This window comes from Rhodoferax sp., assembly GCF_025354435.1.
Taxonomy (GTDB): Bacteria; Pseudomonadota; Gammaproteobacteria; order Burkholderiales; family Burkholderiaceae_C; genus Rhodoferax_B.
The window spans coordinates 16,846-35,113 of the sequence record NZ_JANXMU010000058.1 but is presented as its reverse complement, the minus strand read 5'-3'; the positions used below and the strand labels follow the sequence as shown (position 1 = coordinate 35,113).

Sequence of the window (18,268 nt, the reverse complement as noted above, 5' to 3'; positions counted from 1 at the left end):
CACCGAGCTTGCCCGCCTATGTCCACCCCCATACCTGCTCCGTTGCCAGGTTCTGCGGTAACCGCCCTGGCGGTGCGCCCGGCCTGGCATCTGGTGCTGGCCTTGTGTGTGGGCCAGGTGCTGTTATGGGGCTTTGCCTTCGGGCTGACCTACAACGCCCCCGAGATCGACTCGGCCGAGCAGTTCATCTGGTCGTTTTCGATGGAAAGCGGCTATTGGAAACACCCGCCCATGCCGTCGTGGATCATGCACCTGCTGCTGCAGGTGTTTGGCCCGTCGATTGCGCTGCCTTTCGTGGCGACCCAGGTGTGCATCGTGGTGGCGCTGGCACTGACCTGGCGGCTGGGCTGCGAATTCATGTCGCCGCAGCGCTCCTTGATCGCCATGGCCCTGACCTCGCTGGTGACCTACCACAACCTGGGCGGCGACAACTTCAACCACAGCCTGGTGGAATTGCCGTTCCAAGCGGCCACCGCGCTGTTTTTCTACTGGGCGACCCGGCGCGGCCACTTGCGACTCTGGGCGCTGACCGGGCTGTTTGCCGGGCTGGGCATGCTGGTGAAGTACGTGGCCTTGCTGCCGCTTGCTGGCCTGGTGCTGTACCTGCTGCTGGACCGCCGCCTGCACCACCGCCGTACTTGGCAGGGGCTGGCCATGGCGACCGTGGTGTTTGTGCTGGTGCTGGTGCCCCACGCCATCTGGCTGGAGAAGACCAACTTTTTACCCTTCCAATACGCCCATTCGGTGGCCCAGCCTATGTCCGGCTGGCTAGAGGGCCTGCGCAGCCTGTTTGAGTTTGCTCTGATGCAGTTCTTCCGCACGCTGCCCTTGCTGGCCTGCCTGGGCTTTGTTTTTTGGCCGCGCAAAGCGGTAGACCCGATCGCCAGCGCACGCCTGTTGCCTGTGCTACCCGCCCAGGAGCGCTTGTTTTTGTGGGTGGCGGCATTGTCGCCCCTGGTGCTGACCACCATTTACGGCATCGCCAGCCGCACCGAGCTGCAGTCGCGCTGGGGTACCAACGCGTTCTTATGCAGCGGCCTGCTGGTAATGGCGCTGGTGCGCCGCGTCGACACCCCGCAGATGCTGCGCCGGGTGCTGGTGTTTGTGGTGGCCGCGCATGTGGTGCTGAGTGTGGGTATGACCGTCAGCAAGACGGTGCTGGCCGACCACCTGCACCGCAAAACCCGGGCGAACTTCCCCGGTGCGGTGCTGGCCCATAACGCAATGCTGGTCTGGAAGGCCCATACCGATGCGCCGCTGCGTCTGGTGGTGTCTGACATCTGGCTGGGCGGCAATATCGTAGCCAACAGCCCGCAGCGCGTGGCCGTGCTGATCGACGGCCATCTGTTCAAGTCGCCGTGGGTGGATGCCGATGCCGTGCGCGATTGCGGTGCGCTGGTGCTGGATAACCAGACCACCGGTGCCACCGGCGCATCGGACAACAGTCCGGCCCTGAATGCACTGATGGCCCGAGCCACCGATACCGGCGTGTGGAACCTGCCCTGGGCCGTGTCCCAGCAAGAGGCCACCGACCACGCCACTGGCGTGATCCGTTGGGGCATCATCGAACCGGCGGCTCCGGGGGCTTGCAAAATCCACTGAACCCGCCGGGGCGCTCTGCGTGGATGTACACGCTGAGCGCACGCCGTGCGCGGGTGAGACCCACGTACAGCGTGTTCAGTTCTTCATCGGCATCGCCCTGTGGATCGGGGAATTCGCCCTGCGCCAGGTAGGGCAGCAGTACCGCATCAAATTCCAAACCTTTGACGCTGGTGATGCTGGCGATCAGCAGGCTGGCGGCTTTATCTTTGGGGCTGGTCTGCTGCTTTTGCTCGATGGCGTTCAGGTGCTGGAAAAACTGGGCCGGGCTGGCAAAGCCCTCGGCCGCCTGGGCCAGCCAGGCCAGATTCGACTCGGCTTCCAGGCGGCGGCGGGTGGAGGTCAGCACGTTGCGCACCAGCGAAGGTGCGTGCAGGGCCGCCAGCACGGCTGCCAGCAGGCCTGGGCCGGTGTGGTTGCGGATGGTGTCAACGGCAGCCTGCAGCCGCTGGCGGGTGCTTGCCGGGGCATTGCGTAGCACCTGGTTCTCAAAGAATGATTTCAAAAACGTCGGGGCTACGGCCACGGCGCGCACCGCGTCGTCCAGCAGTTCCTGCTGGGATTCGTGCTCACGGCCGTCCACCTGGATACGCGATTCGGCAAAAAACACCAAGGCACGCAGGATATTTTTGCGTGTCTGCTCGGCGGTGATGCTGGCCAAGTCGTCGGTGGCCACCGCCAGCAGGCCGCGCAGCAGCAGCACCTCGGGGCGCTGCACATAGCTGTCAAAGCCCTGGGTGGTGTAGGCAATACCTGCGGTGATCAAGGCGTTTTCGATCTGCACCGACTGGTGCGGGTGGCGCAGCAGCACGGCGAACGCGTCCATCTTGGCCTTGGGCTGGGCCTTCCACTGCATGGCGGCTTCCACCACTTGGCGGGCGCAGTCGGCGTTGTCGGTGTAGCTTTGCACCGCGACGCTGGTGGCGTGGGGGGCCAGGGAGGCGTAGGGTTTGTTGCGGGCCACGGCACCGGCCAGCTTGGCCAAGGCCGGGCTGAAGCGAAAGCTGTGCGTCAGCGGGTAGCGCTGCACGGCGTGCGTGCTGTGCGCTTCCAGGGCCGAGCGCATGAACTGCGCATCGGCACCGGTGGCTTTGTGGATCACCTGGTCGATGTCGCCCACGCCGCAGAAGAAGCAGCGGTTGCTTGCCAGCAGCGCCCGCAGCAGGATGAACATGGCCTGGTTCATGTCGTGCATTTCGTCGACCACCAGCACTTTGACGGCCTGCGGCCAGCTGGACGTGTGCCGCATCGATTCCCCGCCGTGCAGCAGGCAGGCGAGGTCGTAGGTGGCATCCTGCGGCCCGCGGAAGGCGGGCTTTTCGGGGTTGGCGCAGCGGATGCGCTCGAACGCCAAATGAATCTTGAACTGGGTGTATTCGGTGCCAATGCTGTCGGCATAGTCGGGCGACACGGCCTGGTCATCGCGCTCCAGCACATCGCGCAGCGTGCCTTTGAGGATTTCGCCCTGCTGCAGGAAGCTGTCTGTCATGCCGTGGTCGCCCAGGGTGGGCATCAGCAGCTCGGAGCGCCAGCGGGCATCGGGGTGCTCTGCCACCTGCTGCACGGCCTCCCAGATCACCGGGCTGAACTGTTCCGCCTCGGTGTAAACCGGCACCTGGCCGCCTTCGATCTCGGCCAGCACCTGGGTGCTGAAGGCTTCAAAGGTCTGGATGCGCATCTGCTGCGCCACGGCTGCGGGCACGCCAATTTTCTTTAAAGCACCGCGCAAGGCCCCACAGGCCGCGTCGGTGTAGGTGAGCGCAAAAATCTGCCCGGCCCGGGTGCCCCGCGTCCAGGCCTCAGCCATGCGCAAGGCCAGCACCGTGGTTTTGGCGGCGCCCGCGTTGGCTTCCACGATGGCCATCCGCGCCGGGCTTATCTGGATCGCCACTTGCTCCGCCGTGGGCGTGAGGGCTTTGGGGACGAAATGCGCGACGGTTTTGGTGAAGGTCATGGTGGGGGATATTCTTGCCGCAATAAAAAAAGGCTCCCGAAGGAGCCTTTTGCCGGTCAGCCGCGTTTAGACGCGCTTGCGGTATTCGCCGGTACGGGTGTCGATTTCGACCTTGTCGCCTTGGGCCACGAAGATCGGCACGCCGAATTCAAAACCGGTGGCAATCTTGGCGGGCTTGAGCACCTTGCCGGACGTGTCGCCCTTGACGGCGGGCTCGGTCCAGGTGATTTCGCGCTGCACGCTGGTGGGCAGTTCAACCGAGATGGCCTTGCCGTCGTAGAACACGACTTCCAGTTCCATGCCGTCTTCCAGGTAGTTCAGGGCGTCGCCCATGTTCTCGGCTTCGACTTCGTACTGGTTGAATTCGGTGTCCATGCAGATGTACATGGGTTCGGCAAAGTAAGAGTAGGTGCAATCCTTCTTGTCCAGAATGACCTGGTCGAGCTTGTCGTCGGCCTTGAACACTTGTTCGGTGTTGAAGTTGGCGATCAGGCTTTTGAGCTTCATGCGCACGGTGGCGGAATTGCGGCCACCGCGGCTGTATTCGGTTTTCAGGACGACCATGGGGTCTTTGCCGTGCATGATGACGTTGCCAGCGCGGATATCTTGGGCGATTTTCATAGCATTTTCTGGGGTGAGGGCCGCTCAATGCTTCTCAAAGAAGATGTCTGCGGCGGGTAGGGCAAAACATTCGCGTTTGCCGGTAGCAGCCCGTTTGGGCAAAGCCTTGAATTTTAACGGGTTTTGGATTTGAAATCGAGCAGCTGGGTGGCCAGGTCGACTTGCTGCAGTAGCTGCCCACGTAAAGCCCGCACATTGCTGCGCCATTCGGTCCATTCCAACGGGGGCAGGGGGCTACTTTCCAGTCCATTCCACACCCGGTGGAATTGCCGTAAAGAGGCGGGGGCCTGGGCCATGTCCAAAAAGGCTTCCAGCTTGGCGTGGTGGGCATCGTCGTCTTGCGGGTAGATTTGCCACACAAAGGGTTTACCGGCCCAGATGGCACGCACCAGCGAGTCCTCGCCGCGCACCAGGTTGCAGTCGCTGGCCCACAGCAGGTGGTCGAAGTCGCGCTGGTCCAGGGCGGGAAAGTATGAAATTGATAGCTGTCTGCGCATGTGGAATATGCGCTGGAGCCTGTTTTTATCTGTAAAAAACGTCTGCACAGCGCGCGTGGCGCGGCCTGTGGTAACCAGTAGCCGGGTGGGCGTGTCGGTGTTGGCTAGCTGTTCCAGTAGCCCCTCCAGGGCCGCGGGCTCGTAGCAGAACAGGCTGATGGTTTGCTCGCCCGCTTGCCGCGCAGGCGCGCCGTGCGCATGCTCCAACCGGGGCCACAGGGCTTGTAGCCAGGTGTCTGCATCAAAGTCCGCTTGCCGCTGCGCCACGTCCGCCTCACGCAGCAGGCCACCGGTGTGGGCGGTAAAGCCGGGGTAAAAAAACCATTTGTGCCGACCCGCTGCCGGGCCTTCACGTACCAGCGAGGGCAGGGCGTGGCAGCGTTCCACGTAGGGCTCGGCGGACAGGTATTCCAGGTTGATCCATAAGGGCTTTAGGCCATTAGCGCAAGTGTAATAAGCGCAGGCAGCTATGAATTCAGGAGCAATAGTGCAGCCGAAGGCTTCGACCCACACGTCGCTGGGTTCCAGCGTGTCCACGTCCAAAGGCTGCGTCCAGCGCCGCACCTCTACGCCGGGGCAGCCCTGGGGTGCCATCCAGGCCAGGGCCGAAGGGTCGTCCACCCACAGCCGCACCTGCACGCCGCGCGCGGCCAGGTTGGCACTGAGCCGCCAGCACACGCCGATGTCGCCAAAGTTGTCGATCACCTCGCAGAAGATGTCCCAGCGCATCAGCTCGGCCAGTCCAGTTTGCCGGATGCGTCGATGTGGGTCAGGTACAGGCGCACGTCGAATTCCAGCTGGTGGTAGTCGGGCTCCATGTAGGTGCAGAGCTGGTAGAAGGGCTTGTCGTGGTTGCGCTCCTTCAGGTGGGCCAGCTCGTGCACAGCGATCATTTTCAGGAACGGGTCGGGCACGTCCTTGAACAGGGTGGCGATGCGGATTTCGTGCTTGGCCTTGAGCTTGTTGCCCTGCACCCGCGACACGGTGGTGTGGGTGCCCAGCGCGTGGTGGTAGACGTGCAGCTTGGCGTCAAAGCCGACTTTGTTGATGGGCGCGGCGTTGCGCAGGTGCTGGGTTTTGAGGTCCATCACGTACTCGAACAAGGCTTTGTCGGTGCGCACGCTGTGGGCGCGCGGGTACTTTTTGAGCAGCAGCGCGCCCAGTTGGTCGTCGGCCAGCAGTTGCTGCACCTGGGCGGTGACGTGGGCCGGGTAGGCGGACAGGTATTTCAGGGGATTCATGCAGAGTGTGGGGGAGCGCAGCCCGGGATTGTCCACAATACGGGATATGTCCGAGATTAATCCTGTTGAACCGCCTGTGGTTCCTGCCGTGCCGCCCAATGCGCCCGCCGTAGCGCCCGTCCATTCTGACCAGTTGCTGAGCGAAGTCGCGGCCTTGCCCGCCTTGCCGGGTGTCTACCGCTACTTCGATGCCGATGGCACCGTGCTGTATGTCGGCAAGGCCAAGAATCTCAAGAAGCGCGTCACCACCTATTTCCAGCGCGACCACGGCGGCACCCGCATCGGCCACATGGTCAGCAAAATTGCGCGCATGCAGACGACCGTGGTGCGCTCCGAGGCCGAGGCGCTGCTGCTGGAAAATAACCTCATCAAGACGTTGCACCCCAAGTACAACATCTTGTTCCGCGACGACAAGAGCTACCCTTACCTGAAGATCACCGCCTTGCCTGCTTTCGCCGCCGAGCCCAGCGCGGTGACCTTTCCGCGCGTGGCTTACTACCGGGGTTCGGTCGAGAAGAAGCATCGCTACTTCGGCCCGTTTCCCAGCGCCTGGGCGGTGAAGGAGTCGATCCAGCTGCTGCAAAAAGTCTTCCGCCTGCGCACCTGCGAAGACACGGTGTTTAACAACCGCACCCGACCCTGTTTGCTGTACCAGATCAAGCGCTGCTCGGGTCCCTGCGTGAACTTTGTGTCGCCGCAAGATTACGCACAGGATGTGCTGAACGCCGAGAAGTTTCTGGACGGCGAAACCCAGCAGGTGCTGCAAGCGCTAGAGATCCGCATGATGGCCCACGCCGACAAACTGGAGTTTGAGCAGGCGGCCGAGTTGCGCAACCAGATGAGTGCCTTGTCTACGGTGCTGCACCAGCAGTCGGTGGACAACGTGTCTGACAAGGACGTGGATATCTTGGCTGTGAAGGTGCAGGGCGGGCGGGCCTGCGTGAATCTGGCCATGGTGCGTGGCGGGCGGCACCTGGGCGATCGCGCCTATTTCCCCACCCACGTGGAAGACGCTTTTTTCATGGGCAGCGTGGAGGTGGAAGGTGAAGATGTCGCCCAGGCCGTGGAGGTGCAGGTGCTGGAGGCCTTCATCGCCCAGCACTACATCGACATCCCGATTCCCCCGGCCCTGATCACCAGCGCGCCGGTGGGTAAGGCTTTGTTGGATGCCTTGTCGTCGCAAAGCGGGGTCAAGGTCACGGCGGTGCACAACCCCCGTGAGCAGCGCCGCGTGTGGCAAGAAATGGCGCAGAAAAATGCCGGTTTGCAACTGGCCCGCCTGCTGGCCGAAGAGGGCTCACAACAAGCTCGCACCCGGGCGCTGGTGGATGCGCTGGACCTGGCCCCTGATGATTTGGATACTTTGCGCATCGAGTGTTTCGATATTTCACACACTGCCGGGGAGGCCACCCAGGCCTCCTGTGTGGTGTTCCAGCAGCACAAGATGCAGAACTCGGAATACCGGCGCTACAAGATCGAAGGCATTACGCCGGGCGACGATTACGCCGCCATGCGCCAGGTGCTGACGCGGCGCTACAGCAAGTTTGGCGTGCAGACGGAGCCGACTGCGGAACCTGCGGCAGGGCGCATGCCCGACCTGGTGCTGGTCGATGGTGGAAAGGGCCAGGTGTCCATGGCCAAGGCGGTGTTCGAGTCGCTGGGGCTGGACCTGGGGCTGATCGTCGGGGTGGAAAAAGGCGAGGGTCGCAAGGTCGGGTTGGAAGAATTGGTATTTGCCGACGGTCGAACCAAAGCTACTTTAGCCCGCGATTCGGCGGCGCTGATGCTGGTGGCCCAGATCCGTGACGAGGCCCACCGTTTTGCCATTACCGGCATGCGGGCCCAGCGCGCGAAGGTTCGCGTGGGCGGCAGCAAGCTGGAAGATATTGCGGGCATCGGTCCGAAAAAACGCGCCAGCCTGTTGCAGCGTTTTGGTGGCATCCGGGGCGTGGCGGCAGCCGGAGTGGACGATATCGCCAAAGTTGACGGCATTTCGCGTGATTTGGCTGAAGAAATCTACCGTGCACTGCGTTGATCTGACTGCCCTGGCGGCATGACACAATCAAGCCATGTTTTGGACCATCCCCACCATCATGACCTGGACGCGCATTGTCGCGATCCCATTGATCATTGGTGTTTTTTATTTGCCCATCAGCGAGCCCAGCCGCAACCTGATTGCCACCGTGATGTTCGTGGTGTTTGCCGCCACCGACTGGCTGGACGGCTTTCTGGCCCGCAAGCTGAACCAGACCTCGTCGTTTGGAGCCTTTTTGGATCCGGTGGCCGACAAGTTTTTGGTCTGCGCCTGCGTGCTGGTACTGGTGCATCTGGGCCGCGCCGACGTATTTGTAGCGCTGATCATCATTGGCCGCGAGATCGCCATCTCGGCGCTGCGCGAATGGATGGCGCAGATCGGCGCGTCCAAGAGCGTGGCGGTGCACATGATCGGCAAGCTCAAGACCGTGTCTCAGATGGTGGCGATTCCGTTTTTGTTGTACGACGGCCGTTTGTTCGGGACGGTAGATACGCATTTGTGGGGTGTATGGCTGATCTGGATTTCAGCTGTGTTGACCATTTGGTCAATGGTTTACTATCTTCAAAAAGCGCTGCCTGAAATTCGGGCGCGGACAAAGTGAAGAAGTCGGTTGCACAGTGCTGGTGCGTGCCAGGAACCGTTTTGGTGGCATGGCGGGGTCGATTTAAAAAGTGTTACGGGGGTTCGAGGACCAGGCCAAAAACGGTCTAGAATCCGCCTCCGCGCCGCTTGAAAGCAGTTTGTCTGATTGACACCATGCAAGTCCATGGTTTTAATTGCCTGAGCAGTGGTTGCTGCAAAGTTTCGTTTTCCCCAGGCTTGTTTTTTGCGCGCTGCAGACTGCAATTCAGGGGAGAATATTTTGAATATCGTGGTCTGAATAAATTTGAGCGAGGGGCTCCTTGTGAACAAAACGGAATTGATTGAACACATCGCAAAGCATGCTGATATCTCTAAAGCAGCTGCTACACGTGCTTTGGAGTCCACCATCAGTGCGGTCAAAACAACGCTGAAAAAGGGCGGTACCGTATCGCTGGTAGGATTCGGCACCTTTGCGGTGGGTAAGCGTGCAGCACGTGCCGGGCGTAATCCCCGCACCGGCGATGCGATTAAAATCAAAGCCGCTAAGGTTCCAAAATTCCGCCCAGGCAAAGCATTGAAAGATGCATTGAACTGAGGCTTCTGTTTCAGGTGGGGTGCTTAGCTCAGTTGGTAGAGCAGCGCCCTTACACGGCGTAGGTCGGCGGTTCGAGCCCGTCAGCACCCACCACACCCACCCGGCAAAGGCGAACAGATTGTTCGCCTTTTTTGTTTTTAAGCATGGGCCCTGTGCCCATCGTGTTTTCAAAAGAGTTCTGCCATGTTTGATTTCGTCCGCAAGCACACCAAGATCATGATGGGCTTGATGTTCTTGCTGATCATTCCCGCCTTCATTTTGGTGGGAGGCAAGGAAAGCTTCCAGCGATTCAACGAAGGCGGCAGCACGGTTGCTAAGGTGGCTGGGCAAGATATCAAACAGACGGATTGGGATAACGCGCACCGCAATGAAGTGCAGCGCATCATGGCCGCCCAACCGGGCACCGACCCCAAGCTGTTGGATTCGCCCGAGGCGCGCTACGCCACGCTGGAAAACCTGGTACAGCAGCGTGTACTGGCTGCCGCTGCCGACAAGTTCCATTTGGTCACCAGCGACAGCCGCTTGGCCCGCAGCCTGCAAGAAGACCCGACTATCGCATCGCTGCGTAATCCCGACGGCTCGCTCGATATGGCGCGTTACAGCCAGTTGCTGGCCGCCCAGAATATGACTCTGGCTATGTTTGAAGCCCGGGTACGCACCGACTTGTCGCAACGTCAGGTGGTGGCGGGCGTGGCGGGTACCGCGTTCAGTTCGGGTGCAGAGGCCGATGTCGCGCTGAATGCCCTGTTTGAGAAGCGCGAAGTGCAGGTTGCCGTATTCAAGACTGCTGATTTCGCTGCCAAGATTAATCCGACCGATGCCGAGTTGGAAGCCTGGTACAAAGACCATTCGGCGCTGTTCCAGGCACCGGAGCAGGCGACGATCGAATACGCCGTGCTGGACCTGGATGCCGTGAAGAAAGGCATCCAACCCAACGAGCAGGACCTGAAAACCTATTTCAAAGAGAATGCCGATCGCCTGGCAGGCAAGGAAGAGCGCCGCGCCAGCCATATCCTGGTCAATGCGCCCAAGGATGCTTCGACCGATGACCGCAAAAAAGCCCATGCCAAAGCCGAAGAGCTGCTGGCCCTGGTCAAGAAGAATCCGGTCAGTTTCGCCGAAGTGGCCAAAAAGAACTCGCAGGACACCGGCTCGGCCGTCAACGGCGGCGACCTGGATTATTTCGGCCGTGGTGCTATGGTCAAGCCGTTTGAAGATGTTGCCTTCTCCCTGAAGAAGGGGGATATCAGCGGCATCGTGGAGTCTGATTTTGGCTACCACATCATCCAGTTGACCGACATTCGTGCACCCAAGCAGCGCAGCTTTGAAGAGATGCGGCCGGAACTTGAAGCTGACTTGAAGAGCCAACAAGCCCCAGCCAAGTTTGCCGAAGCAGCCGATGCGTTTACCAACGGTGTCTACGAACAAGCCGATAGCCTCAAGCCGATTGCAGATCGCCTTAAATTAAACGTCCAGACCGCATCGCTGTCGCGTACCCCGGCCCCTGGTGCCAAAGGTGTGTTGGCCAGTGCCAAGTTTCTGAATGCCATCTTCTCCTCTGATTCGATCGAGAAAAAGCGCAATACCGAAGCGGTAGAAACCGCGCCCAACCAGTTGGTGTCTGGGCGCATCACCCAGTACACTCCGGCACACACCCTGCCTTTCGCCGAGGTTAAAGGCCAGGTGCGGTTACGGGTGGTGGGCGCGCGCGCGAACGAGCTGGCTAAAAAAGAAGGCCTGGAAAAACTGGCGGCCTGGAAGGCCAATCCAGGAGCCGCCGTACTGTCCGCTCCTTTGGTGGTGTCGCGCGAAAACGCCCAGCAACAGCCTGTGCAGGTGGTCAATGCGGCCTTGCGGGCCGACCTTGCCAACGTGCCTGCCTGGGTAGGAACGGATCTGGGTGAGCAAGGTTACGCTATCGTCAGAATTAACAAACCGATACCGCGCGATGTGCCAGTAGAGGCTCAGCTCAAACAAGGCCGTGAGCAATACAGCCAGGGTTGGGCCGGTGCCGAGAGCCGTGCCTACTACAACACCCTCAAAGAACGCTTCAAGGTGAAAATCAACGTGGCCAAACCGGTGGCTAAAACCGGTATTGATGCGGGATAAGCGCTTAAATGAAGAAATTCAGGCTATAATATGAAGTTACGGTGGCTGTAGCTCAGTTGGTAGAGTCCAGGATTGTGATTCCTGTTGTCGAGGGTTCGAGCCCCTTCAGCCACCCCATTCATATGCCAGTCTAAATGCAGGGCGCTATCTACCAGGTAGCGCCCTTTTTTATTGGCCGCAAAATGGGGCTTCGCCATGTCCACGCTGGTACTTTTCTGACCCTTTTAAAAGGTAGATCGGCATGTACTAATATGGCTAGCTGCATCGCATACAGTTTTGAAGACGTTCTCATTACCTGACCCCGTTGACCTGTAGGAACCCTGTGTGGAAACCAAGCGCTCCGACCCCCGCGGTGACCGTACCTCTTTGGGTGATGACCCCATGAATTTGCGTGCGCTCCTGGCTGGGAGGGGCGCGGCGTTGCTGGGTGGTACGGTGTCACCGCAAATTTTGGCGGTGTTGGACGGTTTGCCGGTTCTGGTCAGCGCCATGGATTTGCGCGATCGCCGAACCATTACTTATTGGAACCGCGAGTGCGAATCTGTTTCGGGCTACGGAAGCGACGAACTGGTGGAGCACCCCGAAGCCCTGCAGTGGCTCTACCCGGAACCCTCTTATTTGTCGCGCAAGCTGGCCGATTTTGTAGAGTTGGGTGCCAGTTTCAGGGATGTTGAATGGACGCTGACTACCAAGTCGGGTGACAAGCGGCGCATCGCTTGGTCCAGTATTGACGGTTTGCGTACCGTGACCCAGCCGGATGTGGTGTGGTGTGTAGGGCTGGATGTTACAGCCCGTTCCGAGTCAGACCGCCTGCTGCGCGACCGCGACAAACTGCTGGGCTCGGTGTTTCGGCACCTGCCCGACATGGTTTACCTCAAAGACGGCGAAGGGCGTTGGCTGTTGACCAACCCCGCCGCGCGTGCTGTGCTGGGTTTGACCGAGCAAGATGCTTACGGCTACACCAACTTGGAAATTGCCGACCGCGACCACCCCCAAGGTGAAGGCTTGCGCCAATGGGCCTTGACCGACGAGGCCACCTGGCAATCGGGTCAGGCATCGCACATGCAGGAAGTGGCTGACGACGGTCAGGGCAATTTGCGCTGGCTGGACGTGATCCGGGTGCCCACCTTCGGGCGCAGGGGCCAGCGCATGCACTTGCTGATGGTGCGGCGGGACATCACTGACCAGCGCATCGCGGCCACCAAGCTGGAACTGGCGGGCCGGGTGCTGGAACAAAGCACCGATGGCATCATCGTCACCGACGAATCCAATCGCATCATCATGGTGAATGGAGCGTTCACCGAAATTACCGGCTACCAAGCCAGCGAAGTCTTGGGCAGTGACCCGAAGTTGCTGGCATCCGGGCAGCACGACGCGGCATTTTTCCAGCAGATGTGGAAGGTTTTGGCCGAAGAGGGGCGCTGGACGGGTGAGATATGGAACCGCCGAAAAAACGGTGAGGTATATCCCCAATGGCTCAGCCTGTCGGCCCTGCACCAGCGTGCCCACGGCGAAGTGACGCACTACGTTGCGGCTTTTTCCGACCTGAGCTCGCGCAAGGCGGCGGAAGAAAAAATTGCCTACTTGTCCAGCCAGGACGTGATCACTGGCCTGCCCAACCGTGCCCACGTGGCTTTGCGCTCTACCTTGGTGCTCAAGCACGCCAAGACCACCCACGAACAGGTGGCCATGATTGTCATTGACGTGGACAATTTCAAAACCCTGAATGATTCACTAGGCCATGCCGCGGGTGACCAGATGCTGCGCGAAGTGGGCCTGAGGTTGAGCCAGTTTGCGGACGAGCGCTCGGTGGTGGGGCGTTTGAGTGGCGATGAATTTTTGATTTTGCTGCGCAATGTGCAGGGTACTGCCGATGCCGCCCACATGGTGACGGCCTTGATGGATGCCGTGGGCCAGCCCATGATTTTGGCCGATATGCCGGTAAATGTGTCTATCTCCGCCGGAATCGCCATGTTTCCAGCCGATGGCGACCAGTTTGATGCCTTGTTTGGCCGCGCTGACTCGGCCTTGTATGCGGCCAAGCGCGGTGGGCGTGGTACTTACCAGTTTGCCAATGCCACCATGAACGAGGCGGCGCTGGAGCGGCTGCGGCTGGAGTCCGCCTTGCGCCTGGCGATTGAAAACAATGCCTTGCGCCTGGAATACCAGCCGCTGATCCATTTGCCCAGCGGGCGTGTGGTGGGAGCCGAAGCCTTGTGCCGCTGGGACCACCCGGAGCGCGGCGCGATTCCCCCCGGCATATTTATCCCGATTGCCGAAGATTGCGGGCTGATCGAAGCCCTGGGCGGCTGGGTGCTGAAAACCGCCGCCTTGCAGCTGCGCGCCTGGCACGACGCGGGCCAGCCCGAGCTGATCATGGCGGTGAATCTGTCGGCCCGCCAGTTCCAGCGCGGCGTGGTGCTCAAGCAGGTGGAGGCGGCGCTGGAAATATCTGGTATCGCCCCCGACCGGCTGGAGCTGGAGCTGACCGAAAGCGTGCTGCTGCACGACGGTGAAGCCGTGACGGCCGTGTTGCGCCGTCTGCAAGCGCTGGGTGTAAAACTGTCGATTGACGACTTTGGCACCGGTTACTCCAGCTTTGCTTATCTGCGCCGCATCAAGTTCGACAAAATCAAGATTGACCAGTCGTTTGTGCGCGATTTGATTGATGACCCGGACAATACTGCCATCGTGCGAGGCATTATTTCTTTGGCCCTGAGCCTGGGTCTGAGCGTGCTGGCCGAGGGGGTGGAAACCGAAGAAATCGCCCAACGCTTACGCCACCTGCAATGCACCTACGCCCAGGGCTACCACTTTGCCCGCCCGCTGCGGCCCGAGGTGTTTGCCTCGCAGCAGGGGTTGGTGGTCGCGCCAACATAGTGTTGCATCTAAGGGTGGGGGCTGTAACCCGGCCCCTACAATCCCGTAACACTTTGGCATGTTCTATGAAAATTTTGATTTCCAATGACGACGGTTACCAGGCTCCCGGCATCGTTGCGCTATATGAAGCGCTGAAAGACGTAGCCGAGGTCGAGGTGGTCGCGCCCGAGCACAACAACAGCGCCAAGTCCAACGCGCTCACCCTGTACGCCCCTTTGTATGTGCACCGGGCGGCCAACGGTTTTCGGTATGTGAACGGCACCCCGGCCGACTGCGTGCACATCGCGCTGACCGGCCTGCTGGGCTACCGGCCAGACCTGGTGATCTCGGGCATCAACAACGGCGCCAACATGGGCGACGACACCATTTACTCAGGCACCGTGGGCGCGGCCATGGAGGGCTATCTGTTTGGCATTCCAGCGATTGCGTTTTCACAAACCCAGGGCGGCTGGGCCCACCTGGATGCCGCGGCCCAGACTGCGCGCGACCTGGTGCTGCGCCTGATCCGGCAACAGCACGAGGGCGCGCCACCGTGGCTGCTTAATGTGAATATTCCCAACCTGCCGCTGGAGCAGATCAAGCCCTTGAAGGTCTGCCGCCTGGGCCGCCGCCACACGGCCGAAAAAGTTATCACCATGGACAGCCCGCGCGGCGACACCATGTACTGGATCGGCAGCGCCGGGGCCGCCAAAGACGATGCTGAGGGCACCGACTTCCACGCCAGCCTACAGGGCCACGTCACCATGACCCCGCTGAAAGTAGACCTGACCGACCATGACAACCTGGGTTACTGGGCGCAAACGGCATCCCGCCTGGCGGCGGCCTGAATGGCACAGCGGCCCCCGTTTCCGGCCCGGCTGGATTTTTCAAGCGGTGCGCCATCTGCCAAGACACTTGCTACTAAAACAGTAGCTGGTAGTGTAGGTGGAGCAAGCGCTAGAGCACTAAAAGTCTTAGAAATAACGCCAACAGCAGGCCATGGCATGGACTCGGATGCCGTGCGCGCCCGCATGGTGCACAAGTTGTCGGCCATGGGCATTGTGTCGGCCCCGGTGCTTCGCGCCATGGGCCAAGTGGAGCGGCACCGCTTTGTCGATACTGCCCTGGTCAACCAGGCCTACGAAGACACCAGCCTGCCGATTGGCCTGGGCCAGACCATCTCCAAACCAAATGTGGTGGCCCGCATGGGCGAGCTGCTGCTGGACTCGGCGCTGGGCAAGGCCGGGCAACTGGGCCGGGTGCTGGAGATCGGCACCGGCTGCGGCTACCAGGCGGCGGTGCTGGCCGTGCTGGCCCGCGAGGTCTACAGCATCGAGCGCCTGCGCGGCCTGCACGACAAGGCCCGGGCCAATTTGCGGCACTTTCGCCTGCCCAATGTGCACCTGCTGTTTGGCGACGGGATGCTGGGCTACGCCAAGGGCGCACCGTATGCGGGCATCATCGCCGCGGCCGGGGGTGATGCGATTCCGCAGGCCTGGCTGGACCAATTGGCAGTGGGTGGGCGGTTGGTGGCACCGATGGTGACCAGCGGCGGCAAACAGGCGCTGGTGGTGGTGGACAAAACCGCCCAGGGTCTGAAACATCAGTTACTCGAAGCCGTGCATTTTGTCCCTCTAAAATCAGGGATTGCATAACTTGCACGCACGGGGTGCAAAGCACCCCAGGCCGCGCAAGTTATTTCATGTTTACAGGGAAAAACACATGCACGCGTTGCGCAGTCCGGGTTGGAATAAGGCCGTTGGGGTCGTTGGTTTGGTGTCGTTTGTGCTGCTTGGCGCTTGCTCTGGTCCGGCCGTGCGCAAGGCACCTGTGGAGGACCGTGGAACCAGCCGCTCGCAGCCGACCGCCCCCGATGCCGTGCCCGCCAAACCCCTACCTGGTGCCGAAAATGCAGGCAAGCCGGGCTACTACACCGTCAAGCCCGGCGATACGCTGATCCGCATCGGCCTGGACACTGGCCAAAGCTGGAAAGACATCGCTCGCTGGAACATGCTGGACAACCCCAATGTGATTGAAGTCGGCCAGGTGCTGCGCGTGATTTCGCCCAATGCCGTGGCGACCGAGACCGGCGTGACGACCCGCCCGGTCGCCTCCAGCACTGTCACCCCGGTGCCCGTGCCTGCTCCGGCAGCCTCGGCTGCTTCCAGCCCGGCCAGTGCCGCCAGTGCTACCGCCAGTACGGCTACCAAACCGGTGACTCCCACCCCCGTAGCTCCGGCAGCGGCTGCTGCCGAGGATGACATTGCCTTCATCTGGCCTACCAGTGGCAGTCTGATTGCCGGGTTTGACGAAGCCAAAAACAAGGGCCTCGACCTGGGCGGCAAAACCGGAGATGCCGTGCTGGCCGCTGCCGATGGCCGGGTGGTGTACGCTGGAGCGGGCTTGCGCGGCTACGGCAACCTGCTGATCCTCAAGCACAACAACACCTACCTGACTGCCTACGCCCACAACCAGACCCTGCTGGTCAAGGAAGACCAGTCGGTGCGCAAGGGCCAAAAAATCGCCGAAATGGGTAGCAGCGACACCGACCGTGTCAAACTCCATTTCGAGATCCGCCGCCAAGGCAAGCCCGTCGATCCTGCCAAATATCTGCCTAACCGGTAACTGCCATGAAAACCCCCAACGTGCCCGGCCAAACTGTGCTTGAGGACGCGTTGGGCGAGGAGGGCAGCAGCCCGGCTGCGGCAGGCCAGGCAGCTTGGCAGGCCACCGGGGCTGAAAGCCACGACACCCTCAGCATGTACCTGCGCGACGTGCGGCGTACCGAGCTATTTACCCCCACCGAAGAATTCGACATGGCCACCCGGGCCCGCGCCGGTGACTTTGCGGCCCGCCAGGCCATGATCGAGCACAACCTGCGCCTGGTCGTCAGCATCGCCAAGGGCTACCTGGGCCGGGGCGTACCCATGGGCGACCTGATCGAAGAGGGCAACCTGGGTCTGATGCACTCCATCGACAAGTTCGAGCCCGAGCGCGGTTTCCGCTTCTCGACCTACGCCACCTGGTGGATCCGCCAGGCGGTGGAGCGCGCGGTGATGCAGCAAGGCCGCGTGATCCGCTTGCCGGTGCACGTGGTGCGCGAGCTGCAACAGGTGCTGCGGGCCCGCCGCACGCTGGAGCACGACCCGGCCTTTGCCGCTCTGCGCCCCGAAGGCGTGGGCGTGGACGATATTGCCGCCCTGATGGGCCGTGAAGCACACGAGGTGGCCGAGCTGCTGGCATTGGCCGAATCGCCGCGCTCGCTGGATGCCGCCATGGACCGCAGCGAAGACGGTCAGACCCTCGTCGATACCTTGGCCGATGAAGGCACCCCCGACCCTGCCACCACCACCCAGAGCCATGAAGTCGAGCGCCTGTTGGAGGGTTGGATCGCCACCCTGACCCGGCGCGAACGCGAGGTGTTGGACGGCCGCTTTGGCCTGCACAACCGCGAACCCGAAACCCTGGACACCCTGAGCGACCGCCTGGGCCTGACCCGCGAACGGGTACGCCAGATCCAGAACGAAGCGCTGCGCAAACTCCGCATCCAGCTAGCGCGCAGCGGCATGCACAAGGAAGCTTTATTTTGATGAAAAGAATAGGGGCCTGGATACTGGTCGCCGCAATGGCGGGCTGCGCTGCACCCGGCCCGCGTACCACCACCATCAGCCAAGAGAAGCTGCAAAGCCTGCTGGCCGCCCGCTTTCCTTACACCGGCAAGATTGGCCCGTTGTTCGAGCTGCAGGCCCAGACTCCGCAGCTGCGCCTGCTGCCCGCGCAGAACCGGCTCGGTACGGCCATCCAGGTGCAGGTCACCGAGCGCCTGACGCATGCGGTCTTTACCGGGGTGCTGGACATGGACTACGGCGTGCAGTTTGAGCCCAGCGACCAGACCCTGCGCATGGCCGATGTGCACGTCAACACCCTCAGCTTTACCGGTGTGCCCGAGCGCTACCAGGCCGTGGTGCAAGGCTTGGCACCGCAACTGGCCGAGCGCCTGCTGGACGGCATCCAACTGCACCAGATCAGCGCCAAAGACATGGCCGTGGTGAACGGCTGGGGCTACGAGCCCGGCAGCATCGACGTGACGGCTGCGGGCCTGCGCATCACCCTGAACCCGAAAAAGTCACCATAAAACTTTTACTATCAAAAAAATAGCTGCTAGTGTAGGTGGCA

Annotated in this window: 15 protein-coding genes and 2 tRNA genes; 13 read left to right on the top strand and 4 right to left on the bottom strand. The window is 61.2% G+C overall.

The features are described 5' to 3' along the window. Nucleotides 1-18: 18 nt before the first annotated feature. A complete protein-coding gene (locus tag Q0T48_RS15060) occupies nt 19-1,602 on the top strand; it encodes a glycosyltransferase family 39 protein (protein WP_295957605.1) in 1,584 nt (527 codons plus the stop codon). On the opposite strand, the gene Q0T48_RS15055 is transcribed toward Q0T48_RS15060, so the two are convergent. The 4 genes from Q0T48_RS15055 to Q0T48_RS15040 all read right to left on the bottom strand — a co-directional run bounded on the left by Q0T48_RS15055 (nt 1,562) and on the right by Q0T48_RS15040 (nt 5,912). Beyond that, nucleotides 1,562-3,553 (bottom strand): ATP-dependent helicase, encoded by a 1,992-nt coding sequence (locus Q0T48_RS15055; protein ID WP_295957603.1) that lies wholly within the window; start codon nt 3,551-3,553, stop codon nt 1,562-1,564. The genes Q0T48_RS15060 and Q0T48_RS15055 overlap by 41 nt on opposite strands. A 66-nt stretch (nt 3,554-3,619) precedes the next feature. Further along, nucleotides 3,620-4,174, bottom strand: coding sequence for an elongation factor P (gene efp / locus Q0T48_RS15050; protein WP_295957602.1), 555 nt, complete (start codon nt 4,172-4,174; stop codon nt 3,620-3,622). Between the two features lie 113 nt (nt 4,175-4,287). Continuing rightward, entirely contained in the window at nt 4,288-5,400 is a 1,113-nt protein-coding gene (earP, locus tag Q0T48_RS15045) for an elongation factor P maturation arginine rhamnosyltransferase EarP (protein ID WP_295957600.1), read from the bottom strand. Next, nucleotides 5,400-5,912, bottom strand: coding sequence for a YgjP-like metallopeptidase domain-containing protein (locus tag Q0T48_RS15040; RefSeq protein ID WP_295957598.1), 513 nt, complete (start codon nt 5,910-5,912; stop codon nt 5,400-5,402). Before Q0T48_RS15040 ends, earP begins: the two co-directional genes overlap by 1 nt. A gap of 46 nt (nt 5,913-5,958) precedes the next feature. Here Q0T48_RS15040 and uvrC point away from each other — a divergent pair, with 46 nt between their 5' ends. The 12 genes from uvrC to Q0T48_RS14980 all read left to right on the top strand — a co-directional run bounded on the left by uvrC (nt 5,959) and on the right by Q0T48_RS14980 (nt 18,227). Continuing rightward, complete coding sequence (gene uvrC / locus Q0T48_RS15035) at nt 5,959-7,947, top strand: excinuclease ABC subunit UvrC (protein WP_295957596.1); 1,989 nt, start codon at nt 5,959-5,961, stop codon at nt 7,945-7,947. A gap of 34 nt (nt 7,948-7,981) precedes the next feature. Continuing rightward, nucleotides 7,982-8,548, top strand: a complete 567-nt coding sequence (pgsA, locus tag Q0T48_RS15030) for a CDP-diacylglycerol--glycerol-3-phosphate 3-phosphatidyltransferase (RefSeq protein WP_295957594.1) — start codon at nt 7,982-7,984, stop codon at nt 8,546-8,548. A 303-nt stretch (nt 8,549-8,851) separates the two neighbouring features. Next, nucleotides 8,852-9,124, top strand: a complete 273-nt coding sequence (locus tag Q0T48_RS15025; RefSeq protein WP_295957592.1) for an HU family DNA-binding protein — start codon at nt 8,852-8,854, stop codon at nt 9,122-9,124. 17 nt (nt 9,125-9,141) lie between these two features. Then, nucleotides 9,142-9,217 (top strand) — tRNA-Val (locus tag Q0T48_RS15020). 90 nt (nt 9,218-9,307) lie between these two features. After that, the gene (locus Q0T48_RS15015) at nt 9,308-11,233 is read left to right on the top strand and encodes a SurA N-terminal domain-containing protein (protein WP_295957590.1); all 1,926 of its coding nucleotides are present in this window, start codon (nt 9,308-9,310) and stop codon (nt 11,231-11,233) included. 41 nt (nt 11,234-11,274) lie between these two features. Then, nucleotides 11,275-11,350: transfer RNA gene (locus Q0T48_RS15010), tRNA-His, on the top strand. A gap of 264 nt (nt 11,351-11,614) precedes the next feature. Continuing rightward, a complete protein-coding gene (locus Q0T48_RS15005) occupies nt 11,615-14,113 on the top strand; it encodes an EAL domain-containing protein (RefSeq protein WP_295957589.1) in 2,499 nt (832 codons plus the stop codon). A 65-nt stretch (nt 14,114-14,178) separates the two neighbouring features. Next, nucleotides 14,179-14,940 carry a 5'/3'-nucleotidase SurE gene (surE, locus tag Q0T48_RS15000; RefSeq protein WP_295957587.1) on the top strand — a complete coding sequence of 254 codons (762 nt, stop codon included), beginning with the start codon at nt 14,179-14,181 and terminating at the stop codon, nt 14,938-14,940. Next, nucleotides 14,941-15,747, top strand: a complete 807-nt coding sequence (locus Q0T48_RS14995) for a protein-L-isoaspartate(D-aspartate) O-methyltransferase (RefSeq protein ID WP_295957585.1) — start codon at nt 14,941-14,943, stop codon at nt 15,745-15,747. Nucleotides 15,748-15,814: 67 nt separating this feature from the next. Next, on the top strand, nt 15,815-16,717 hold the full coding sequence (locus tag Q0T48_RS14990) for a peptidoglycan DD-metalloendopeptidase family protein (RefSeq protein WP_295957583.1): 903 nt from the start codon (nt 15,815-15,817) through the stop codon (nt 16,715-16,717). A 5-nt stretch (nt 16,718-16,722) separates the two neighbouring features. Continuing rightward, nucleotides 16,723-17,682: a sigma-70 family RNA polymerase sigma factor gene (locus tag Q0T48_RS14985; protein ID WP_295957580.1), complete on the top strand. Its 960-nt coding sequence runs from the start codon at nt 16,723-16,725 to the stop codon at nt 17,680-17,682. Next, nucleotides 17,682-18,227: a DUF1439 domain-containing protein gene (locus Q0T48_RS14980; RefSeq protein ID WP_295957578.1), complete on the top strand. Its 546-nt coding sequence runs from the start codon at nt 17,682-17,684 to the stop codon at nt 18,225-18,227. The genes Q0T48_RS14985 and Q0T48_RS14980 overlap by 1 nt, the downstream gene beginning before the upstream one ends. Nucleotides 18,228-18,268: the final 41 nt, after the last annotated feature.

Bases quoted from the DNA above. Each gene is read 5' to 3' on its own strand.
- efp (WP_295957602.1), bottom strand. From the start codon at position 4,174: ATGAAAATCGCCCAAGATATCCGCGCTGGCAACGTCATCATGCACGGC.
- Q0T48_RS14985 (WP_295957580.1), top strand. From the start codon at position 16,723: ATGAAAACCCCCAACGTGCCCGGCCAAACTGTGCTTGAGGACGCGTTG.
- Q0T48_RS15060 (WP_295957605.1), top strand. From the start codon at position 19: ATGTCCACCCCCATACCTGCTCCGTTGCCAGGTTCTGCGGTAACCGCC.
- Q0T48_RS15040 (WP_295957598.1), bottom strand. From the start codon at position 5,912: ATGAATCCCCTGAAATACCTGTCCGCCTACCCGGCCCACGTCACCGCC.
- Q0T48_RS14995 (WP_295957585.1), top strand. From the start codon at position 14,941: ATGGCACAGCGGCCCCCGTTTCCGGCCCGGCTGGATTTTTCAAGCGGT.
- uvrC (WP_295957596.1), top strand. From the start codon at position 5,959: ATGTCCGAGATTAATCCTGTTGAACCGCCTGTGGTTCCTGCCGTGCCG.
- Q0T48_RS15015 (WP_295957590.1), top strand. From the start codon at position 9,308: ATGTTTGATTTCGTCCGCAAGCACACCAAGATCATGATGGGCTTGATG.
- Q0T48_RS15055 (WP_295957603.1), bottom strand. From the start codon at position 3,553: ATGACCTTCACCAAAACCGTCGCGCATTTCGTCCCCAAAGCCCTCACG.
- surE (WP_295957587.1), top strand. From the start codon at position 14,179: ATGAAAATTTTGATTTCCAATGACGACGGTTACCAGGCTCCCGGCATC.
- pgsA (WP_295957594.1), top strand. From the start codon at position 7,982: ATGTTTTGGACCATCCCCACCATCATGACCTGGACGCGCATTGTCGCG.
- Q0T48_RS15005 (WP_295957589.1), top strand. From the start codon at position 11,615: ATGAATTTGCGTGCGCTCCTGGCTGGGAGGGGCGCGGCGTTGCTGGGT.
- Q0T48_RS14980 (WP_295957578.1), top strand. From the start codon at position 17,682: ATGAAAAGAATAGGGGCCTGGATACTGGTCGCCGCAATGGCGGGCTGC.
- Q0T48_RS14990 (WP_295957583.1), top strand. From the start codon at position 15,815: ATGCACGCGTTGCGCAGTCCGGGTTGGAATAAGGCCGTTGGGGTCGTT.
- earP (WP_295957600.1), bottom strand. From the start codon at position 5,400: ATGCGCTGGGACATCTTCTGCGAGGTGATCGACAACTTTGGCGACATC.